13 protein-coding genes and 2 pseudogenes are annotated in these 18129 nt (G+C 75.0%); 10 read left to right on the top strand and 5 right to left on the bottom strand.

Translation table 11 applies throughout. The features are described from left to right. Positions 1-74 precede the first annotated feature (74 nt). Both DBP14_RS00730 and DBP14_RS00735 read left to right on the top strand, forming a co-directional pair. Positions 75-785: an ATP-binding protein gene (locus tag DBP14_RS00730; protein WP_241740750.1), complete on the top strand. Its 711-nt coding sequence runs from the start codon at positions 75-77 to the stop codon at positions 783-785. A 272-nt stretch (positions 786-1057) separates the two neighbouring features. Continuing rightward, complete coding sequence (locus DBP14_RS00735; protein ID WP_129305118.1) at positions 1058-1855, top strand: SAM-dependent methyltransferase; 798 nt, start codon at positions 1058-1060, stop codon at positions 1853-1855. Between the two features lie 14 nt (positions 1856-1869). Here DBP14_RS00735 and DBP14_RS00740 read toward each other — a convergent pair whose 3' ends face one another. Then, positions 1870-2331 (bottom strand): flavodoxin family protein, encoded by a 462-nt coding sequence (locus DBP14_RS00740; protein ID WP_129305119.1) that lies wholly within the window; start codon positions 2329-2331, stop codon positions 1870-1872. 53 nt (positions 2332-2384) lie between these two features. On the opposite strand from DBP14_RS00740, the gene DBP14_RS00745 reads away from it, so the two are divergent. Together DBP14_RS00745 and DBP14_RS00750 are read left to right on the top strand one after the other, a co-directional pair. Continuing rightward, positions 2385-3026: a class I SAM-dependent methyltransferase gene (locus DBP14_RS00745; protein WP_241740751.1), complete on the top strand. Its 642-nt coding sequence runs from the start codon at positions 2385-2387 to the stop codon at positions 3024-3026. A 134-nt stretch (positions 3027-3160) separates the two neighbouring features. Further along, positions 3161-3811, top strand: coding sequence for a lipoprotein (locus tag DBP14_RS00750; protein ID WP_129311602.1), 651 nt, complete (start codon positions 3161-3163; stop codon positions 3809-3811). Between the two features lie 112 nt (positions 3812-3923). Here the strand turns inward: DBP14_RS00750 and DBP14_RS00755 are convergent, their stop codons facing one another. Continuing rightward, positions 3924-6035: a DUF1996 domain-containing protein gene (locus DBP14_RS00755; protein ID WP_129305120.1), complete on the bottom strand. Its 2112-nt coding sequence runs from the start codon at positions 6033-6035 to the stop codon at positions 3924-3926. Positions 6036-7889: 1854 nt separating this feature from the next. On the opposite strand from DBP14_RS00755, the pseudogene DBP14_RS36550 reads away from it, so the two are divergent. The 5 genes and pseudogenes from DBP14_RS36550 to DBP14_RS00780 all read left to right on the top strand — a co-directional run. Further along, positions 7890-8264, top strand: a pseudogene (locus tag DBP14_RS36550) (C40 family peptidase); the annotation flags it as partial. A 175-nt stretch (positions 8265-8439) separates the two neighbouring features. Next, complete coding sequence (locus DBP14_RS00765) at positions 8440-9804, top strand: FAD-dependent oxidoreductase (protein ID WP_129305122.1); 1365 nt, start codon at positions 8440-8442, stop codon at positions 9802-9804. Positions 9805-10458: 654 nt separating this feature from the next. After that, entirely contained in the window at positions 10459-11574 is a 1116-nt protein-coding gene (locus tag DBP14_RS00770; RefSeq protein WP_129305123.1) for a hypothetical protein, read from the top strand. A 56-nt stretch (positions 11575-11630) separates the two neighbouring features. Continuing rightward, positions 11631-11927 (top strand): DUF1232 domain-containing protein, encoded by a 297-nt coding sequence (locus DBP14_RS00775; protein ID WP_129305124.1) that lies wholly within the window; start codon positions 11631-11633, stop codon positions 11925-11927. Further along, positions 11924-12617, top strand: a pseudogene (locus tag DBP14_RS00780) (2-phosphosulfolactate phosphatase). The gene DBP14_RS00775 and the pseudogene DBP14_RS00780 overlap by 4 nt, the downstream one beginning before the upstream one ends. Before the next feature lies 1 nt (position 12618). Here DBP14_RS00780 and DBP14_RS00785 read toward each other — a convergent pair. From DBP14_RS00785 to DBP14_RS36560, 3 genes are all read right to left on the bottom strand, one after another. Further along, entirely contained in the window at positions 12619-13740 is a 1122-nt protein-coding gene (locus DBP14_RS00785) for a hypothetical protein (protein WP_241740752.1), read from the bottom strand. A gap of 132 nt (positions 13741-13872) precedes the next feature. Continuing rightward, the gene (locus DBP14_RS37210; RefSeq protein ID WP_277752747.1) at positions 13873-14517 is read right to left on the bottom strand and encodes an AraC family transcriptional regulator; all 645 of its coding nucleotides are present in this window, start codon (positions 14515-14517) and stop codon (positions 13873-13875) included. Next, positions 14409-14876 (bottom strand): hypothetical protein, encoded by a 468-nt coding sequence (locus DBP14_RS36560; RefSeq protein ID WP_277752675.1) that lies wholly within the window; start codon positions 14874-14876, stop codon positions 14409-14411. Before DBP14_RS36560 ends, DBP14_RS37210 begins: the two co-directional genes overlap by 109 nt. Before the next feature lie 461 nt (positions 14877-15337). Between DBP14_RS36560 and DBP14_RS00800 the strand changes: the two genes are divergently transcribed. Continuing rightward, entirely contained in the window at positions 15338-18067 is a 2730-nt protein-coding gene (locus DBP14_RS00800) for a SpoIIE family protein phosphatase (RefSeq protein WP_241740753.1), read from the top strand. The last annotated feature ends 62 nt before the right edge of the window (positions 18068-18129 follow it).

Consider the following 18129-nt stretch of genomic DNA (forward strand, 5'->3'; position numbering starts at 1 on the left):
GACTCCCCGGGCAGCCGTACGCGGAAGCCGGGGCCGCATTCGCGGAAGCCGGTGCCCCGTTCGCGGACCTCCCGGTGCCCCCCGGTCCGGCGCACGCTTCCGACGCCCCGCGGCCCGGTCTCACCGCTGCCTTCGAACTGCCGGCGGCGCCCGCTTCGGTGGGCACCGCCCGCCGGGTCCTGCGGGACGTGCTGGCCGCGTGGGGCCTGCCCGGGGGCGCCCTCGACGACGCGGTCCTGGTCACGTCCGAGCTGGTGACCAACGCGCTGGTGCACGCGGCCGGAGAGCGGATCGTGTGCCGGCTGCGGGACGCCGGGGACCGGGTGCGCGTCGAGGTCGAGGACCAGAACCGGGGGCAGGCACGCCCCCTGCCCCGCCGGCCGGGGCCCGACGACCAGAACGGGCGCGGGCTGTTCCTGGTCGACGTGCTCAGCGTCGACTGGGGCGTGACGGTCGTGCCCGGCCGTACGGCGCGCGTGGTCTGGGCGGAGCTCGCGGCGACCGGGGCGAGACCCGGCGCGGCCGGACCCGCACCGGCCGCACCCCACCGACGGACCGCCCCCCACTCGTCCGAAGGACCCTCGGCACATGACCCCCATGACCTCCAAGACCTCCAAGACCCCCATGACGTCCATGACGTGCATGACCCGGCCGGCGCCCAAGACGCCCGTGACCGATATGATTCGCACACACCTCATGGCCCGCACACACCTCATGGCCCGCACACACCTCGTGGTCCGCGCGCACCACGTGAGCCGCATGAACCCGCCGGTTCCGGCGCCTGACCCGTCCGCGGACCCCTCCTGGACCGGCACCCGCCCCAAGCCGGGCCGAACGACCGCCACTCAGACCGGCCGCCCCGGCCCGATCGCCCGCCGGGCCCCCGCCGGCGACGGCCGGATCTGATGCCTGCCGGGCCGGGCCGGCGGCGTTCGCACCGGTTCTGCCGTAGATTCGCCCGCGCCGCGGGACGCCCGCGTCCACCGGGGGCCGAGCGATACCCCGGTGGACGGTCCGGCCGCGCCCGCACGGACATCCATCAGCAGGGAGAGGTGACGTGACAGACACCGGATTCAGCCCGGACCGCATCGACACCAGCAGGCCGCACTCCGCGCGGATGTACGACTGGTACCTGGACGGCAAGGACCACTACGCCGTCGACGCGGACGCGGCGCGGGAGGTGATGCGGCTGCTGCCCGGAGTCAAGGACATCGCCTGGGCGAACCGCGAGTTCATGCACCGGGCCGCCCGCTACGTCGCGGACCGGGGCGTCGCCCAGTTCCTGGACGTCGGCACCGGGATCCCCACCGAGCCCAACCTGCACCAGATCGTGCAGGACGTCACCCCGAGCGCCCGGGTGGTGTACGCCGACAACGATCCCATCGTGCTGCGGCACGCCGAGGCGCTGCTCCAGGGCCGGCCGGAGGGCCGTACCGCCTATCTGCACGCCGACGTCCGCGAGCCGGAGAAGATCGTCGAGTACGCCCGCGAGCACCTGGACCTGACCCGTCCGGTCGGGCTGTCGCTCATCGCGCTGCTGCCGTTCCTCACCGACGAACGGGACCCGTACGGCGTGGTCGCCACGCTCCTCGAACCCCTGGCGCCCGGCAGCCACCTGACGATCTCGCACATCACGTGGGAGGCCGACCCGGGCGTCTGGGAGGGCATCGACGCCGTCTACCGGTCCGGGGGCACCGAGTTGCAGGCGCGTTCGGCCGCCGAGGTGACGCGGTTCCTCGACGGCCTGGAGATCTGCGAGCCGGGCGTCGTGACGGCCACCCGCTGGTATCCCGAGCCGGGCATGCGGGTCCGCGCCGAGCAGCCCGTGTACGTGGCGGTGGCCCGCAAACCGTGACGCCCGGCCGGTGGTCAGGCGTCGGCGTCTGCCAGTCCGGCGGCCACCGTGGCACCCAGTTCCCAGCAGGCGTCCACGTCGGCCTTGCCGGGTTCGCCGGTGACGGTCACCGCCCCGGTGGCCCGGCGCCAGCCGAGGCCGGTGGTGATGGACTCGATGGCGCGGACGGCACCGGTCACGTCGTTGCCGCCGTGCACGTAGTAGCCGAAAATGCGGCCCCGGGTCTCGTCCAGGCAGGGGTAGTAGACCTGGTCGAAGAAGTGCTTGAGGGCGCCGGAGACGTACCCCAGGTTCGCCGGGGTGCCGAGCAGGTAGCCGTCGGCCTCCAGGACGTCGGAGGCGGTGGCCGACAGGGCGGCCCGGCGGACCACGCGGACGCCCTCGATCTCGGGCGTCGTCGCGCCGGCGACGACGGCCTCGAACAGCGCCTGGCAGTTGGGCGAGGGGGTGTGATGGACGATCAGGAGGGTAGGCACACCCGAACCCTGCCGTGCGAGCGGGGCCGGCCGCAAACACGTGAGGAGCCGTTGTGCCCGAGGAGGACCGCGAGGTACCGGCAGCCGTCGTGTTCGACGCGCTGGGCCTGGACTACGAGAGGGCGTTCGCCGGGTCCGAGGCCCACCGGGCGTCCCTGCGCCGGCTGCTGGACGGGCTGGAGCCGGGCAGCCGGGTGCTGGACGTGGGCAGCGGGACGGGCCGGCCCACCGCGCGGACCCTGGCCGACGCGGGGCACCGGGTGCTCGGCGTCGACGTCTCCCCGGTGATGACCGAACTGGCCGCGAAGCAGGTGCCCGGCGCCGAGTTCCGCCGTGCCGACATCCGCGCTTTCCCCTTGCCGGACGACTCGTTCGACGCGGTGTGCGTGTACTTCTCGCTGCTGCAGATGACCCGGGCCGAGCAGCGGGCGGTGGTCGGCCGCCTGGCGCGCGCGGTACGGCCCGGCGGGCTCGTCGCGCTGGCCACGGTGCCCCTGGACGTGGAGGACGTCCAGGGAGTCTTCATGGGGCAGCCGGTGCGGGTGACCAGCTTCGCCGCCGGGGACTTCACGGCGCTGGTGGCCGGGGCGGGTCTGAGCGTGCTCGCCGAGGAGAGCGTGTTGTTCACCCCGGACCACCCGGACGCCGTGCCCGAGCCGCATCTGTTCCTGCACTGCCGACGCGACGGCGACTGAATTCCCCTACGGCGTGGCCGGTGGCCTCGGGTACTGTGTCCGCCTGGACCACAGGGGAGTAAAGAGTGCAGGTCAGGGTGGGGAACAGGGTGGGGAACACACGGGGCGGAGCGGCGGCCGCGAGCGTGGCGGCGATGCTGCTGGCGGCGGCGCTGAGCGGTTGCGGCGGGGCAGCGGGCAACAGCGGCGGACCGTCGAAGGCCGACGGCACGGCACACCCGAGTGCCCCGGGCGCGGTGCGCGTGGCGGCCCGGGGCGGCACGGTCGGTGCCACCGGCTCCGCCTGCGAACTGCCCGTGCGCTTCGACGTCGCCGCGCACTGGAAGCCCAAGTCGATCGACGCCGGCGCGGCGGCGTCGAAGGCGGCCGACGGCCCCGATGGCGGCCTCGGGGGCGCGGTGGCCGACGCCCTGCTGCACCAGGGGCCGGTCACCGCGGCCTGCGAGATCGACGCCAAGCCGGCCGGTGACATCGGCTTCCTGCGCGTGTGGACCGGCCGCCCCGGCCACACCGACGCCCGCGGTGTGCTGCGCGCGTTCGTCGCCGCCGAGGACAACGTGAGCGAGGAGCGGTACCGGACGTTCACGTCCGGCGGCCTCTCCGGGGTGGAGGTGGAGTACCTCTACACGAGCAAGGTCCTGGACGAGACGAAGAAGGAGTGCGCCTTCGCCGTCGTGACGCCGCACGGCCCGGTCGTGGTGCACCTCGGCGGGCTGGACACCGAGGAGCACGAGGCGATGCTGCCGGCGTACGAACTGGCCAAGCGGACGCTGCGGCTGAACTGACGGCTTGGAGCGGGACGGCGCGGGCGGTGGAGTTCAGGCCGGGGACGTGAGCCGCCGTTCGCCGGTACCGCCGCCCGGCCCGGTGGATACCGGGCCGGGCGGACGAGCCGGATCAGTAGGTGCTGCGCCTGGCCCGGAGGAACAGGACGAGGCCGGAGAGCGCGAGCAGGATGCCGATGGCCGCGGGCCACAGGTGGGCGCCCGTGTCGGCCAGTCCGCCCCCCTGAGTCCCCTGGGGCTCCGTCTGCGCGACGGGAGGCGGGGTCTCCTGACCGGTGGGGGTGATCGTCTGCGGGGTCTGGGTGGCCTGGCCCACCTCGCCGCCGGCGGCGGTCTGGGTGGAGCCCGCGCCGGCCTCGTCGGACCGGCCGGGCTCAGTGGTCTTCCCGGTGGTCGCGGAGTCACCGGCCGCACCGGAGCCGTCCGAATTTCCTGAGCCGCCGGACTTTCCGGCGCCGTCCGACACCCCGGCGCCCGAGGAGTTCCCCGAGCCGCTGGACTTTCCGGAGTCCCCGGAGGTGCCGTTGCCCGTGCCCTTCCCGGTGCCCGCGCCCTTTCCGCTGTCGCCGCCGTTGGCGGTCTCCGTGGCCTTGGGGTGACCGGTGTGCCGCGTCCTGCCCGGCGCGGTGGTCCTTCCCGGCCCGGCGGGCGAGGTCGACGCCTCGGCGCGCGGCGGCTCACTCGCGCCGGCCGTCGGGCCCGCGCCGCTGCTCGCGCCCGGGTCCGGGGCCGTCGTGGCGCCGGAGTCGCCGCCGGGGCCGCAGGTACGCCCGGAGTTGATGCAGTCGACCATCTGGCGCATCAGGCCGTCGTCGAAGATGGCGATGAAGTCGCCGTGGTCGGTGACCGGTTTGTGCAGCTGCTCGGGGAAGGAGTCCACCGCGAACAGCGGGACCGTACGGCCGCCGTCCTTCAGGCTCGGCGCGTCGACGTCGTAGACAATGCGCTGTACGAGCTGCGGAACGGGCTCGAAGCCGGCCGGGCAGGAGCCGTCGGGGGCCTCGAAGGCCATGTGGGTGCGGTGGTTGGCGCTGTCGGTGTTGCGGCCGTCCCAGCAGCTCTGGAAGTGGAAGCTGCGTACGACGTCGCTGCCGGCCGGGCACAGCGGGTACTTGTCCTTCAGCTGCCGGTCCTCGTAACCGGTGCAGCTCCAGGAGGCGTTGGCGTTGGCGGGGCCGTTGACGAAGGCCTTGGCGTCGCCGGTGATGATGCGCAGCAGGCGGGGCATCGCGGTGACCTTGCCGCGCGCGTTGCCGACGAAGGTGAGGGTGACCTCCTTGGGGGTCACGATCTGGCCCGCGTTGCCCTCCGTGCCGCCGCCCGGGGCGCCCGCGTCCCGCTCCTGCTTGCCGTTCTGCAGGCGCAGCACCGGCCAGTAGTACGTCGACTTGTCGCCCTTGTCCACGCAGCTGGTGTCGGCCTTCTCCAGGTCGTCGTCGCTGGCGAAGGCGTTGTTGGACTGGTTGCCGATGTAGTCGTGGAAGTGGTGGGCGCCGTTGGTGACACCGGGTGAGGTGATGACGTTGTCCGAGTTGCGCAGGCCGTTCGCGTTGACGCCGCAGTCCGAGGTGAAGCTGCCGCGGGACGCGTCGGCCTGGGGCGCGGGGGTGGACACGTTGGGCTGTACGGAGGTGATGTCCTGGTAGTCGGAGGCGACGGGCCCGTTGCCACCCTGGCCGGTGCCGGCCTGGCCGGTGCCGGGTCGCCCGCCACCGTTCTGGCCGCCGCCCTTCTGGTCGCCGCCGTTCTGGTCCTGGCCGGACGTGCTCGGGGCGGCGCCGTTCCGGCCGGCCCCGGCCGTGTCGCCGCCCTCGCCCGGGCGCAGGGTGCAGGCGGCCAGGGATTCGAGTCCCTCGGGCCGGTTCCCCGCCTTGTCGATGGCGTCGGCGATCCGCTGGATCGTGGCGGCGCGCTTCTCCTTCAGGGGGTTCATGATCGTGCCGTCGGCGCTGCCGGGGTCCTCCCGGACGGCCGGGGCCGACTGCTGGAGTTGACGGTAGGCGCCCGCCGTCTGCTGGTCGAGCTGGGAGAGTTCGCGGTCGACGTCGGCGCGGGCCGCTTCCGGCACGTCCGTCAGCTTCGTGCCGACGTCCGGGCAGTCGATCGTGGCCATGCCGGCGGACTTGATCTGCCCGGTGGCCGTCGGGCCGCCCTGCCCGCTCCCACCGCCGTCGCTGGCCGAGGCGTAGACATTGACCGCGACCAGCCCTCCTCCGCCCAGCATCAGAGCGATCGCTGCGAAGGTCGCGCGTTGTGCGCCGGTCGGGCGTCTGCGCCTGTTGCGTCCCAAGGTCGTACCCCTGCGTCTCGTAGCCGTTCGGGCGTGGAGTTCCCCCGGGCTGATACGTGGGGCGACGCCGATGTGTTCAACCGTCGCGGGAATTCACCGAAACCTCATGGGAACCGCGACCGGACCGGCTGGGCAAGATGCTGTACCCACCCGAACGTCATGGCGAACATCACGAATATGTATCGGACATTCCAGCCGTCAACCTTCACGGGAGCCACACAAGTTGGCTAGGTTGACGCCTGGCCGACCGGCTCCGCCCGGGCGAACCCGCCGGGCTGCCCGTGAGGGCGGCGACCCCGGTCGACTCGGGAGAGCGTCGGCCCAACTGCCCTGCGGGGCGAGGAAGGAGCACGTCTTCCATGGCGCCGGAGAGCCGCGACGAGGTACGGCAGCGGATCAACTCCCTCTACGACCGGGCGGAGGACGCCACCGGCAACTTCAACGCGACCCGGGCGGCGGCCGCGCGGTCACGGGGAGTTCCCCTCGCGAAGCGGCCGGTCGGGCGGCGCCCGGATGCGGGTCTGGACGAGGTGGCCCGGCCGTGGTTCGACATGGCACGCGCCTCGCTCGGGCCCACGGTGCCCGCGGCGCTGCCCGCCGCCCGGCAGCCGGACCGCCCGACAGTCCTCGCGGAACTCACCGGCCGGGCCGCCCCGGCGGAACCGTACGACCGGCCCGCGCTGCCGCCACTCGGCCCGGCAGCCCTGCCGGAGGCGGCCGGCCGACTGGCTCCGGCACTGACCGGGCGACCGGCTCCGGAGCTCACGGCGCGGGCGTTGACGCCCGGCGTCGGCCTGCCGGAACTGCCCAGTGGCGCCTCCACGGCGCTCCCGCTCCCGGCGCTCCCCTTCGCGGCGCAGGCCGGGTCCGTCACCGCCGAGACGGTACGGCGCCCCTCCCCCGCCCAGAGCAAGTCGGGCACCCGGCGCAAACTCGCCGCCGCGGGCGACTTGTTGTTCCGTCACACGGCGCGGTCCGTCCTGCCCGTCGCCACGGTCCAGTCCCCGCTCTCGCCGAACGCGGCCGGCCCTGCGGCGGACCGGACCGACACAGAAGCCGGGGAGCAGTGGCGCCGACCCCAATGGGCGGCACCCGGCGTGTTCCGGACCCCGGGCCCCCTCCCCCTGCCCGCCGCCCCCGACCCGCTGACCGACGCAGGCACCTTCGCCCCACCACCGGCCCTCGACCCGCTGACCCACACGGGCACCTTCAACCCACCACCGGCCCCACGACCCACTGACCCACACAGGCACCTTCAACCCACCACCGGCCCACGACCCACTGACCCACACAGGCACCTTCAACCCACCACCGGCCCACGACCCACTGACCCACACAGGCACCTTCAACCCACCACCGGCCCACGACCCACTGACCCACACAGGCACCTTCAACCCTCCGCTGGCCGCGGACCCACTGACCGACACCGGCGCCTTCAACCCACCGCTGACCGCGGACCCACTGACCGACACCGGCACCTTCGCCCCACCGCCGGCACCCGATCCACTGACCGGCACCGCCGCTTTCGTCCCACCGCCGGCGGACCCGCTGACCGGCACGGGTGCCTTCACCCAGCGAGCGCCCGGCTCCGATCCCTTGACCGACAGCGGGGCGCACATCTGGGCCGCCGCCGTCGATCCCCTGACGGACAGCGGCTCCCTCGCTCCCCAGCCCGGCGTCACCCCGACACGCGTCATCGACCCCTTGACGGACAGCGGCTCCTTCATCCGGCGGCTGACGGACACGGGTTCGTTCGCCGCCGTGCCCACCGCCCCGCCCACCGCCGCACCCGAGTCCGCGCACGCCGTCCGTATCGGAAAGGTGCTGGCCTTCGCGCGCGAGCAGATCGGCAAGCCGTGTGTCTGGGGTGCCACCGGGCCCGACTCCTACGACTGCTCCAGCCTCACCCAGGGGGCCTGGCGGGCCGCCGGGGTCACGCTGCCGCGGGCCGCGCACGAGCAGGCGCTCGCGGGCACACCGGTCCCGCTCGCCACCATCGAGCCCGGCGACCTCGTCCTCTTCTTCGACGACGACCGGCACGTCGGCGTCTGCACGGGCGACGGCATGATGGTGCACGCGCCCGGCCCGGGGTCGTACATCCGCGAGGAGTCGGTCTACGGCGCCGGGGAGTCGGCGATCCACCGGGTGATCCGTCCAGCGTGAGGTGAGGGGGCGGCCCGCGAAGCCGCCCCTCGGCCGGCCCGGCCTCATAAGGCCACGCTGGAGAAGTCATAAGGTCCGCTTATGAGGTCATAGACGTGACCCTCGTACCAACTTAGGTCTGCCTTAGTTTAGGCTTCCCGTCGAGTCGCCATCCACGCTCGAAGGGAACCTGATCATGCCGCGCCCCCTGCGGGTAGCCATCGTCGGAGCCGGCCCCGCCGGGATCTACGCCGCCGACGCCCTGCTCAAGTCCGAGGTGGCCGCCGAGCCCGGCGTCTCCATCGATCTCTTCGAGCGGATGCCGGCCCCGTTCGGCCTGATCCGGTACGGCGTCGCCCCCGACCACCCGCGGATCAAGGGCATCGTGACCGCCCTGCACCAGGTGCTGGACAAACCGCAGATCCGCCTCTTCGGCAACGTCGACTACCCGAACGACATCAGCCTGGACGACCTGCGCGCGTTCTACGACGCCGTGATCTTCTCCACCGGTGCCATGGCCGACCGCGAGCTGCGCGTCCCGGGCATCGACCTCGACGGGTCCTACGGCGCCGCCGACTTCGTCTCCTGGTACGACGGCCACCCCGACGTGCCCCGCACCTGGCCCCTGGAGGCCGAGAAGGTCGCCGTCCTGGGGGTCGGCAACGTCGCCCTCGACGTGGCCCGGATCCTCGCCAAGACGGCGGACGAACTGCTGCCGACGGAGATCCCGCCGAACGTGTACGACGGCCTGAAGGCCAACAAGGCCCTGGAGATCCACGTCTTCGGCCGCCGGGGCCCGGCGCAGGCCAAGTTCAGCCCGATGGAGCTGCGCGAGCTGGACCACTCCCCGAACATCGAGGTCATCGTCGACCCCGAGGACATCGACTACGACGCGGGCTCGATCGAGACCCGGCGCGGCAACAAGCAGGCCGACATGGTCGCCAAGACGCTGGAGAACTGGGCGATCCGGGACGCCGGCGACCGCCCGCACAAGCTGTTCCTGCACTTCTTCGAGTCCCCCACGGAGATCCTCGGCGAGGACGGCCGGGTCGCCGGCCTGCGCACCGAGCGCACCGCGCTCGACGGCACCGGCAACGTCAAGGGGACCGGGGCGTTCAAGGACTGGGACGTCACCGCCGTCTACCGCGCCGTCGGCTACCTCTCCGAGAAGCTGCCCAAGCTGCCCTGGGACCTGGAGACGGGCACCGTCCCGGACGAGGGCGGCCGGGTGATCGAGGAGGGCGGCGCCCACCTGCAGTCGACGTACGTCACCGGCTGGATCCGGCGCGGCCCGGTCGGCCTCATCGGCCACACCAAGGGCGACGCCAACGAGACGGTGTCGAACCTGCTGGACGACTACGCGAACGGCCGCCTGCACGCCCCGTCGGCGCCCGAGCCGGAGGCGGTGGACGCCTTCCTCGCCGAGCGCGAGGTCCGCTTCACCACCTGGGAGGGCTGGTACAAGCTGGACGCCGCCGAGCGGGCTCTCGGCGAGCCGCAGGGCCGGGAGCGCGTGAAGCTCGTCGAGCGCGCCGACATGCTGCGGGAGAGCGGGGCGTAGGCCCCGGACGCCGGGTACCGCCGGACGGAACGCGTGGCGTGCCCGCGCCCGCTGCTCCGCCGCGCCGCCCGGCCGTGGTAAGCCTGGTGAACGGGGCCCGCCCCTGAGCGGATGGACGGGCGGGCCCCGTTCGACGGCCCATTGTGGGGGCCGCGCGAACGCACGGGCACGTGTGAACCGCGGTCGCCTGACGCGTTCCGAGCACACCCCGAGCGCGGGGCGCACACCCCGAGTGCGAAAGCTGTTCGCGCCGTATGCGGGATCGGTTCGCACCGTGCATGGGTCCAGTTCACGCCATGCGCGGGGGCGGTTCGCGCCGTTCCCGGGGCGGTTCGCGCCGTTCCCGGGGCGGTTCGCGCCGTTCCCGGGGCGGTTCGCGCCATGCTGCGGGGGCAGTTCAAGCCCTTGCGGGGGCGGTTGCCGCCGGTGGCAGTGCCGCGCGCGCCGGGCCGGCCGCCGTCGCGCCGGGTTCGCGCGACGCCTGTGCGCCCCTCCGTTCGCGGCGCACGCGCGGCGTACATCACCCGCGCCCGGCGCGCTGCCGCGCCGCCTGCGCGCGCCGAGTCGCGCGACACCCCGGGCCCCCACCCCCCGGCTCGGGGCGCGCGGCGGTGATACTGGTAGGCGCACCCGCCCCCATCAGCAGATTGGCCCATGTCGAACTCCGCCACCGACCACGCCACCGTCCCGCAGAGCCTCTGGGCGGCCCGCGGCCGTCACACCGGCCCCGCCCCCGAGGAGATCCTCCGCCGCGCCCTGCGCCGCCGCAGGGACGACGGGGACATCGACGACTTCGCCGAGCCGCCTCCGGCCGAGGACTCCGCGCGGCGCGTCTTCGAGGCGCGCTGGCGGGCCGGCGGCACGGTCACGGTGCGGGCCCGCCTGACCCTCGTACCGCGCGAGGGCCGCCCGGAGGGGCACGAGTGGACGCTCGTCGCCGAGGCGGAGCGGCCCTGGGACGACGCGTGGCCGTCGCCCGCGACCCTGTTCTGGCCGGAGGCCGGCGACGACGGCGATTCGGGCGCCTGGGACCACCACCCGAGCGTCGCGGGCCTGCGCTTCCGGCAGGTCAACGCGCTGCCCACGGACGACAAGGAGATGCGGCGCCGGCTGCGGGACGCGGCCCGGCAGGCGTGGTGCGTGCATGTCGTCGTGCACGAGGCGATGACGCCGGACGAGCGCGGCCGGCTGCCGCTGACGGGCCTGCTGCCGCCGGGCCTGCGGCACCGCGTGGTGGAACACCGGGCGGCGCCGCACCAGTTGCGGGCCGTCAACTGGGCGCTGAAGGACCTCGGCGTCGAGGTGCCGCGCGGCGGCGCCGTACTGCTGCCCCCGGACCCGGCGCCGGACGGCTACGACGGACCGGACCACCGGGTGCGGGACGTCTTCCTCGACGGCAGCGAGCCGGCGGGGCTCGTCGAGGTCCTGCGGCGCTACGTCGCCCTGCCCCGGCCGCTGCCCGAGGGCGGCGCGGAGGCACTGGCCGACCTGCGGGACAACTGGACCCTGATGACCCCGCAGGAGGAACTGGAGCGCGAACGGCAGCGGGTCGCGCGGTACGCCGAGGCGCTGGAGGCGATGACGCAGTCCCGGGACCTGTACCGGGAGGCCGCCGAGCGGGCCCACGAGGCGCTGGCCGCCTACCGCGACACGCCCGCCGCTCCGGCACCGCAGGAACCCGCCGACGCCGAATCCGCCTCTCCGCTGCAGCAGTTGGCCCGGACCTGGGACCGGCTGCGGTTCACCTCCCGGCCGGGGAAGGGCACATGACGGGACCCGTTGTGCGGGGCCGGGCGATCCTGGGAGCCTGAAGGACTGGAGGCCGGATGGACGACACGACCACGATCCTGCTGGTGACCGCCGCCGTCGTCGCGGCGGTGCTGCTCGCCGTCGCCGTCGCCCTGCTGGTGCGGCTGGTGCGCACCCGGCGCACCCTGCGGCGGGCCGGGCTGCCGACCGGGCCCCGCTGGGTGTTCTGGGGCGCGGTGCTGTATCTCGTCCTGCCGGCCGACCTGCTGCCCGACCCGGTCTACCTCGACGACATCGCCGTACTGCTCCTCGCCCTGCGCAGCCTGCGCTCCGCCCACCCGTTGCCGCCGGCGTCCGGCACCATCGGACGATGAAATCCACGTTCACCGGGATCGATTCCGTGCCTGCGGCCCCCGAGGTCGCCGTCGTTGTCGACGTGCTGCGCGCGTTCACCGTGGCCGCCTGCGCGTTCCGGGGCGGTGCCGAGCGGATCGTGTTCGCCGCGACGCGGGAGGAGGCGCTGGAGCTGAAGGGCCCGTCACCCCGGCTGGCTGGCCTTCCAGGACGGCGCCCCGCTGCCGGGATTCGACCTGGCCAACTCGCCGGCCCGGCTGCGGGCGCTGGACGTACGGGGCCGCACCATCGTGCAGAAGACGACCGCGGGGACGGCGGGTGCCCTGGCCGCGTCCGGCGCCGGGCTGCTGCTCTGCGCGAGTTTCGCGGTGGCCGGCGCGACCGCTCGACTGCTGCGGGAGTTGGCACCGGACGAGGTGACTTTCGTCGTCACGGGGGACGGCGGGCGGGCCGACGAGGACCGGGCCTGCGCCGAGTACATCGCGGCGCGCGTCGACCGCGCCGACGCCGGGTCCGAGCCGTATCTGGACCGGGCCCGGCGGTCCGGTGCCGCCGCCCGGCTCGCCGAGGACGTGCGCCGCGGGTACGCCGGCGTGCATCCGGAGGACGTGGCGCTCTGTCTGGAGGCGGACACGGTCCCGTTCGCGATGGTGGCCGCCCGGACGGACGGCCACCTGGTGCTGCGGCCGGCCGGGCGGCCGGCCCGCTGAGTCAGCGTCGTTCGCCGTGGCGTCCGTTCGCCGTGGTCAGCGTGGTGAGCAGGACCGCCAGCGCGGCGATCGCCGCCGCCGCGGCCAGCGCGCCGGCGATCCAGGGCGGGGCGAGGACGGCGGCCTGGATCCGGGCGGCGTTCGGCAGGCCGAACCGGCCGGCCAGCACGTGCCCGGCGGCCAGCACCGCCGTCACCATGAACGCGCCCGCCGCCGCCAGCAGCCGGAACGCCGACGCCCGGGAGGGCAGGGCCATGGCCAGCAGCACGCACAGCGCCGAGACGACGATGGTGGCCCCGAGGACTCCGTGGGACGGCCCGGTCCAGTAGCGCGGGGCGTGGGCGACCCCGCACAGAAACGTCATCAGGGAGGCGAACCGGGCGCCCCACAGGGCGGCCGTGGCCGTGCGGGCGGCCGGGCCGCGGGGGTCCGCGCGCCCCTTGCCGGTGCGGGCGGCCGCCGGGGGCGCGACCACGGGCATGGGCGCCGTCACGACGGGGACGGGGAGCGTCGCGTCCGGCGGGGGTGCCTCGCGGCGGGCGCGTTCGGCGACCAGCCGGCCGACGAGTTCCGCGATGTCCTCGACGGGACGGCCGGCCGCGGCCTCCACGGCGGCCTGCCCGCAATGGGGTTCCAGGGGCGTGCGGCGCAGCAGCTCCATCAGCCGGCTGACGTCCTCGACGGGACGGCGCTCCGCGGCGGCGCGGATCGCCTCGTCGGCGTTGCCGGTGCCCCGGGGCGACTCTGCGAGCAGCGTGACCAGGCGCATCACGTCCTCCACGGGGCGGCCGATGCCGGCCGCGCGCAGGGCGTCGGCGGTGGCGCGGGCGTGCTCGGGCGAGCCGTCGAGCAGGCTGATGAGCCGGACGACGTCCTCCAGGGGGCGGTCGGCGACGGCGGTGTGGAGCAGGCCGTACAGCGGATCGCCGAACGGGTCGCTGTCACCGGGCGGGACGCTGCCGTGGGGCGGGGCGCTGTCGCCGGGTGTGGGCTCGGGGTGCTTCTCCGGGGGCCCGTCGGGCCGGGTTCCGGGGTCGGGCGGGGGCGTGGCCAGGCCGGTGACGGCTGCTGCGTCGGGTATGGCGAAATCGTCGGGACGGGGGGACGGAGAGCGGGTCGTCATCTCGGCTCCAGAAGAAGGGTGCGGCCGCACCTACGCCCCCGCGTGCGGCGCGCGGCATTACGGTGACCATTACTAGGAGCCCGGCCGGGGTCCCGCCACCCGGGCGGGGCAGAGGTGTGAGCCGGCGTCCGGTCAGCGGGAGCGCAGGGTCTGCGAGGGCGGTTCGCCGAACCGGGCGCGGTACCGCTCGGCGAAGCGGCCCTGGTGGGCGAAGCCCCAGCGGCGGGCGACATCGGCCACGGTCGTCGACTCCGGTTCGGCGCGCCGCAGTTCGTCCCGGACGCGGTCCATGCGGACGTCCCGCAGGTAGGCCATGGGGGTGGTGCCGACCTGACGGCGGAACACCTCCTGCAGCCACCGGGCGCTCACCCCGCCGACCTCCGCCAGGTCCGCGGTGGTGTACGGCTGTTCGGGGTGGGCGCGGATGGCCTCGACGACGCGGGTGACCGGTCGCGCGTAGCCGTGCCGGACCGGGCGGTCCAGGGCGTCGTGGTAGGCGTGGTCGGTGGCCAGCAGCAGGCCGGTGAGGAGGGCGTCCCGCAGGCCGGCCGCGAGGAGGGGCTGGCGCAGCAGACCCCGGTCGTCGCGGATCTCCTCGGCGAGGACGCGGACCAGCCGGGCCCAGCCGCGGCCGGGGCCGGTGGTGAGGTCCATGGTGGGCGCGAGGTTCAGCGGGGCGCGCGGGGCCTCGCCGGTGAGGCTCTCCAGATGGCGGACGAGGGCCCTCGTCTCGATCTTGACGGCGAGGAGCCGGCAGGCGCCGTCCCAGCGGTCCAGGGTGGTGCGGCCCCGGGGGTGGAAGACGGCGGCGCGGGCGGCCGTGGCGAGGCGGGGCCCGCGCGGGCCCTCCGCCACTCCAGGGCACCGGTCAGTGGCAGGTCGACGTGGTGGGCGCCGAGTTCGCCGAACCGCATCCGTACGTCGGTGCCGCAGCGCAGGTCGCCCACGGTGATCGGACCGAGCCGGGCCATGCCGAACACGGCGTCGAGACTCCGGCCGGGTTCGAGGACGTCGATGCGGGTGTCGTAGAACATCGCCCCGATCGCGGCCCGCGCCTCGTCGAGGTCGGCGGTGCGCAGCACGAGCCGCTCGGGCGCCGGGCCCCCGCGCTCGGGGGACTCACCGTTCTCGGCCACGCGACACGGCCTCCTCTCGCCGGACTACGGCACCGCGCCGGCCCGCCGACGGCACGTTCCGGGCGCACACGCTGATCCCTTGCTGCTACCCAGGCACGAACCACGGCCAACCGGAGGGACGCGGCCGGATCCGCACGCCGGGAGCCTCGCGCGCGGAGCACGGCCGCCGCAGGGGTGCGGCCGGCGACGCACGCCCCCGCGCGCCCGCACCGCGCGGCTCGGCCCGCGGCGGGCGCGGCCCAATCCGTACGTCCGGAGACCCCGCGCGCCCGCACCGCGAGACTCGGCCCGCCGTGGCGGCGGCCGGTTCCGCACGCCCGGAGGACCCCGCGCGCCCGCACCGCGCGGCTCGGCCTGCCGCGCCCGCCGCTGCCGATCCTGTCCGCCCAGGTGCGGTCCGGCGCCGATCTGTCGCATTCTTGCTGTGTCCACCCGGCGGCGCACGGGACGAGGTAGGGCCGATGGCTGGGAGCGGGGAGCAGGTGGTCCGCGCGCGGGCCCGGCTGGCCGCGCTGCTCATCGACGCCTCCACCAGCGCGCTCGGAGCGGCCGGTGCACGCGCGGCCGGCGTGTACCTGCGGTCCTCCACGCCCGGGCTGTTGCGGCTCGCGGTGCTGGTCGGGCTGCCCGGACCGCTGTTCCGGCCCTGGTGGCGGCTGCACACCGCCCGGCCGTTCCCGGTGTCGGACGCCTACCGGCTCGGTGTCCAGGTGGTGCTGTCGGACGCGGCGGAGACGGTGCGCCGCTATCCGCAGTTCGCGGCGGGCCTGCCCTTCCAGTTCGGCTCGGTGTACACACCCGTCCCCGGTGAGGACGAGCCGCTGGGGGTGCTGACGGTGCTGCGCCCGGCCGCGGACTCGGTGGACGAGCTGCTCGACCGCGACCTGCTCACCCGGCTCGCCGAGGACCTGGGGGCGGACCTGCGCGGCCTGTGTGACGCGGGTGGTGCGGAGGGGTCAGCGGGCGGCACGGGTGGGGCGGCAGGTGACACGGGTGCGACGGCGAGCGCGGCGGCAGGTGACACGGGTACGACGGCCAGCGGCGCGGCGGCCGCTGGCGCGGACACGGCGGCCGGCAGCACAGGCGCGTCAGCGGGCGGCATGAGTGCGACAGCCAGCGGCGCGGGCGCGACAGCAGGCGGCACAGGCGCGACAGCAGGCGGCAGAGGCGCCGCCGCTGTCGTCTGGGACGGGGAGCCGTTGTGTGTGCGGCCGCCCTCGGTGGGGCCGGCGGAGGCCCGCGTGGGGCGGTTCGCCTGGGATCCGGCGACTTCGGCGGTGCGCGGCGACGACAGGCTGCACGCCCTGCTCGGCCTCGGCCCCGGCGAGGTCGCGAGCAGCGGTCCGGCGCTCGCGGACGCCGTGGCCCCGGGGGACTCCCACCGGATACTGTCCGCGCTGCACGAGACCGCCGCCGGGAAGCCGCCGCCCGCGCCGCTGCGCGTGCGTTCCCGGGACGGCGCCCCGCGGCTGCTGGACCTGTGGCCGGCGGCGGCCGCCGGCGACGGGACGGAGGTCGGCGGGTTCGTGTTCGACCCGGGTCCGGCCGTCTCGGCGGACGGCGCGGCCGACCTGCTGCCGCAGGGGGTGTTCTGCCTGGACCGGCTGGGTGTGATCGTGTACGCCAATCCGGCCGCGGCCCGGCTGGCGGGCCGGGAGCGGGCGGGTCTGCTGGGCCGGCCCGTATGGGAGGCCATGCCGTGGCTGAGCGGTCCGCCGTACGACGATCACCTGCGCGGCGCGCTGCTGTCCCCCGAGCCGGTGCACGTCCATGTCCGGCGTCCCGCCGGGCACCGCGGGGAGCCGGCCGGCGGCGAGTGGCTCGCGCTGTCCGTCCATCCCGGCGCCGACCTGCTGACCTGCACCCTGGTCCCGGCCAGCCGGATGGACGCGCCCGTGGAGCTGGCCCCGGAGCCGCACGAGCCAGCGGGCGCGGTGGCCGGCGGTCCCTCGATGGAGCCGTTGTACCGGCCCATCGCGCTCGCGATCGCTCTCACGGACGCGGTGACCGCCCAGCAGGTGTCGGCGGTCGTCATGCAGGAGCTGCTGCCCGCGTTCGGCGGCCGCCGCCTGGCCATCTACCTGCTGCAGGACCGGCATCTCTACCTGGCCTGGGAGACCGGCTTCCCGCAGGGCTTCCTGTCCCCGTTCGACGGTGTCGGCCTGGACGCGCACATCCCCGGCGTGGAGACCCTCACCACCGGCCGTCCGCTGTTCTTCGAGTCGATGGAGCAGATGGCGGCCACCTACCCGGGCATCCCGCTGGACGCGGAGGAGGGCGCCCGGGCGTTCCTGCCGCTGATCGCCTCCGGGCGGCCGGTGGGCTCCTGCATCCTCGGCTTCGACCGGTCGCGGAGCTTCAGCACGGACGAGTGCACGGCCCTCACCGCGCTCGCCGGGCTGATCGCGCACGCGATGGAGAAGGCGCAGCGCTACGACAGCGAGGCGGCGCTCGCCCGGGGCCTGCAGCAGGCGCTGCTGCCCCGCCGGCTGTCGGCGCACCCGCGGGTGGAGACGGCGGGCCGCTATCTGCCGGGCACGCAGGGCATGGACGTGGGCGGGGACTGGTACGACGTGGTCGAGGCGGGTGACGGGCTCGCGCTGGTCATCGGTGACGTCCAGGGGCACGGGGTGCAGGCGGCGGCCACGATGGGGCAGCTGCGCAGCGCGGTGCGCGCGTTCGCGCTGGGCGACCGGCCGCCCGACGAGGTGATGAGCGGGACGAACCACCTGCTGATCGACCTGGACCCGGGCCAGTTCGCCAGCTGCTGCTATCTGCGCCTGGACCCGGCCACCGGGCGGGCCCGGGTGGCCCGGGCGGGGCATCTGCCGCCGCTGCTGCGCGCTCCGGACGGCCGGACCCGGACGCTGGACATCCCCGGCGGTGTAGTCCTCGGCGTGGATCCGCGGGCCCGGTATCCGGTGACCGAGCTGCTGCTGGAGCCGGACGCGGTCCTGGCCCTGTACACGGACGGTCTGGTCGAGCGGCCCGGCGCCGACATCGACGACGGGATCGAGGCGCTGCGGCTGGCGCTGGCGCGGGCCGGTGCGGCGCCCGGGCGGCGTGGCGGGCGCTCCCTGGCCGGAATGGCCGACCGGCTGACGGCCACCGCCCGACACGCGGCCGACCGGCCCGACGACGTGGCGCTGCTGCTGGCCACCCGCCGCGCGGCGCCCGTGCCCCGCCGATGAGGGCAGCGCGCCGCGATTCGTGGCGGTCACCTCGGGTGACGGTCTCGCCTGACGGGGCCGGG

This window comes from Streptomyces sp. L2 (assembly GCF_004124325.1).
In the GTDB taxonomy this organism is placed as follows: domain Bacteria; phylum Actinomycetota; class Actinomycetes; order Streptomycetales; family Streptomycetaceae; genus Streptomyces.

Bases quoted from the DNA above. Each gene is read 5' to 3' on its own strand.
- DBP14_RS00750 (WP_129311602.1), top strand. From the start codon at position 3,161: ATGCTGCTGGCGGCGGCGCTGAGCGGTTGCGGCGGGGCAGCGGGCAAC.
- DBP14_RS00755 (WP_129305120.1), bottom strand. From the start codon at position 6,035: ATGCTGGGCGGAGGAGGGCTGGTCGCGGTCAATGTCTACGCCTCGGCC.
- DBP14_RS00765 (WP_129305122.1), top strand. From the start codon at position 8,440: ATGCCGCGCCCCCTGCGGGTAGCCATCGTCGGAGCCGGCCCCGCCGGG.
- DBP14_RS00770 (WP_129305123.1), top strand. From the start codon at position 10,459: ATGTCGAACTCCGCCACCGACCACGCCACCGTCCCGCAGAGCCTCTGG.
- DBP14_RS00775 (WP_129305124.1), top strand. From the start codon at position 11,631: ATGGACGACACGACCACGATCCTGCTGGTGACCGCCGCCGTCGTCGCG.
- DBP14_RS00785 (WP_241740752.1), bottom strand. From the start codon at position 13,740: ATGACGACCCGCTCTCCGTCCCCCCGTCCCGACGATTTCGCCATACCC.
- DBP14_RS00800 (WP_241740753.1), top strand. From the start codon at position 15,338: ATGGCTGGGAGCGGGGAGCAGGTGGTCCGCGCGCGGGCCCGGCTGGCC.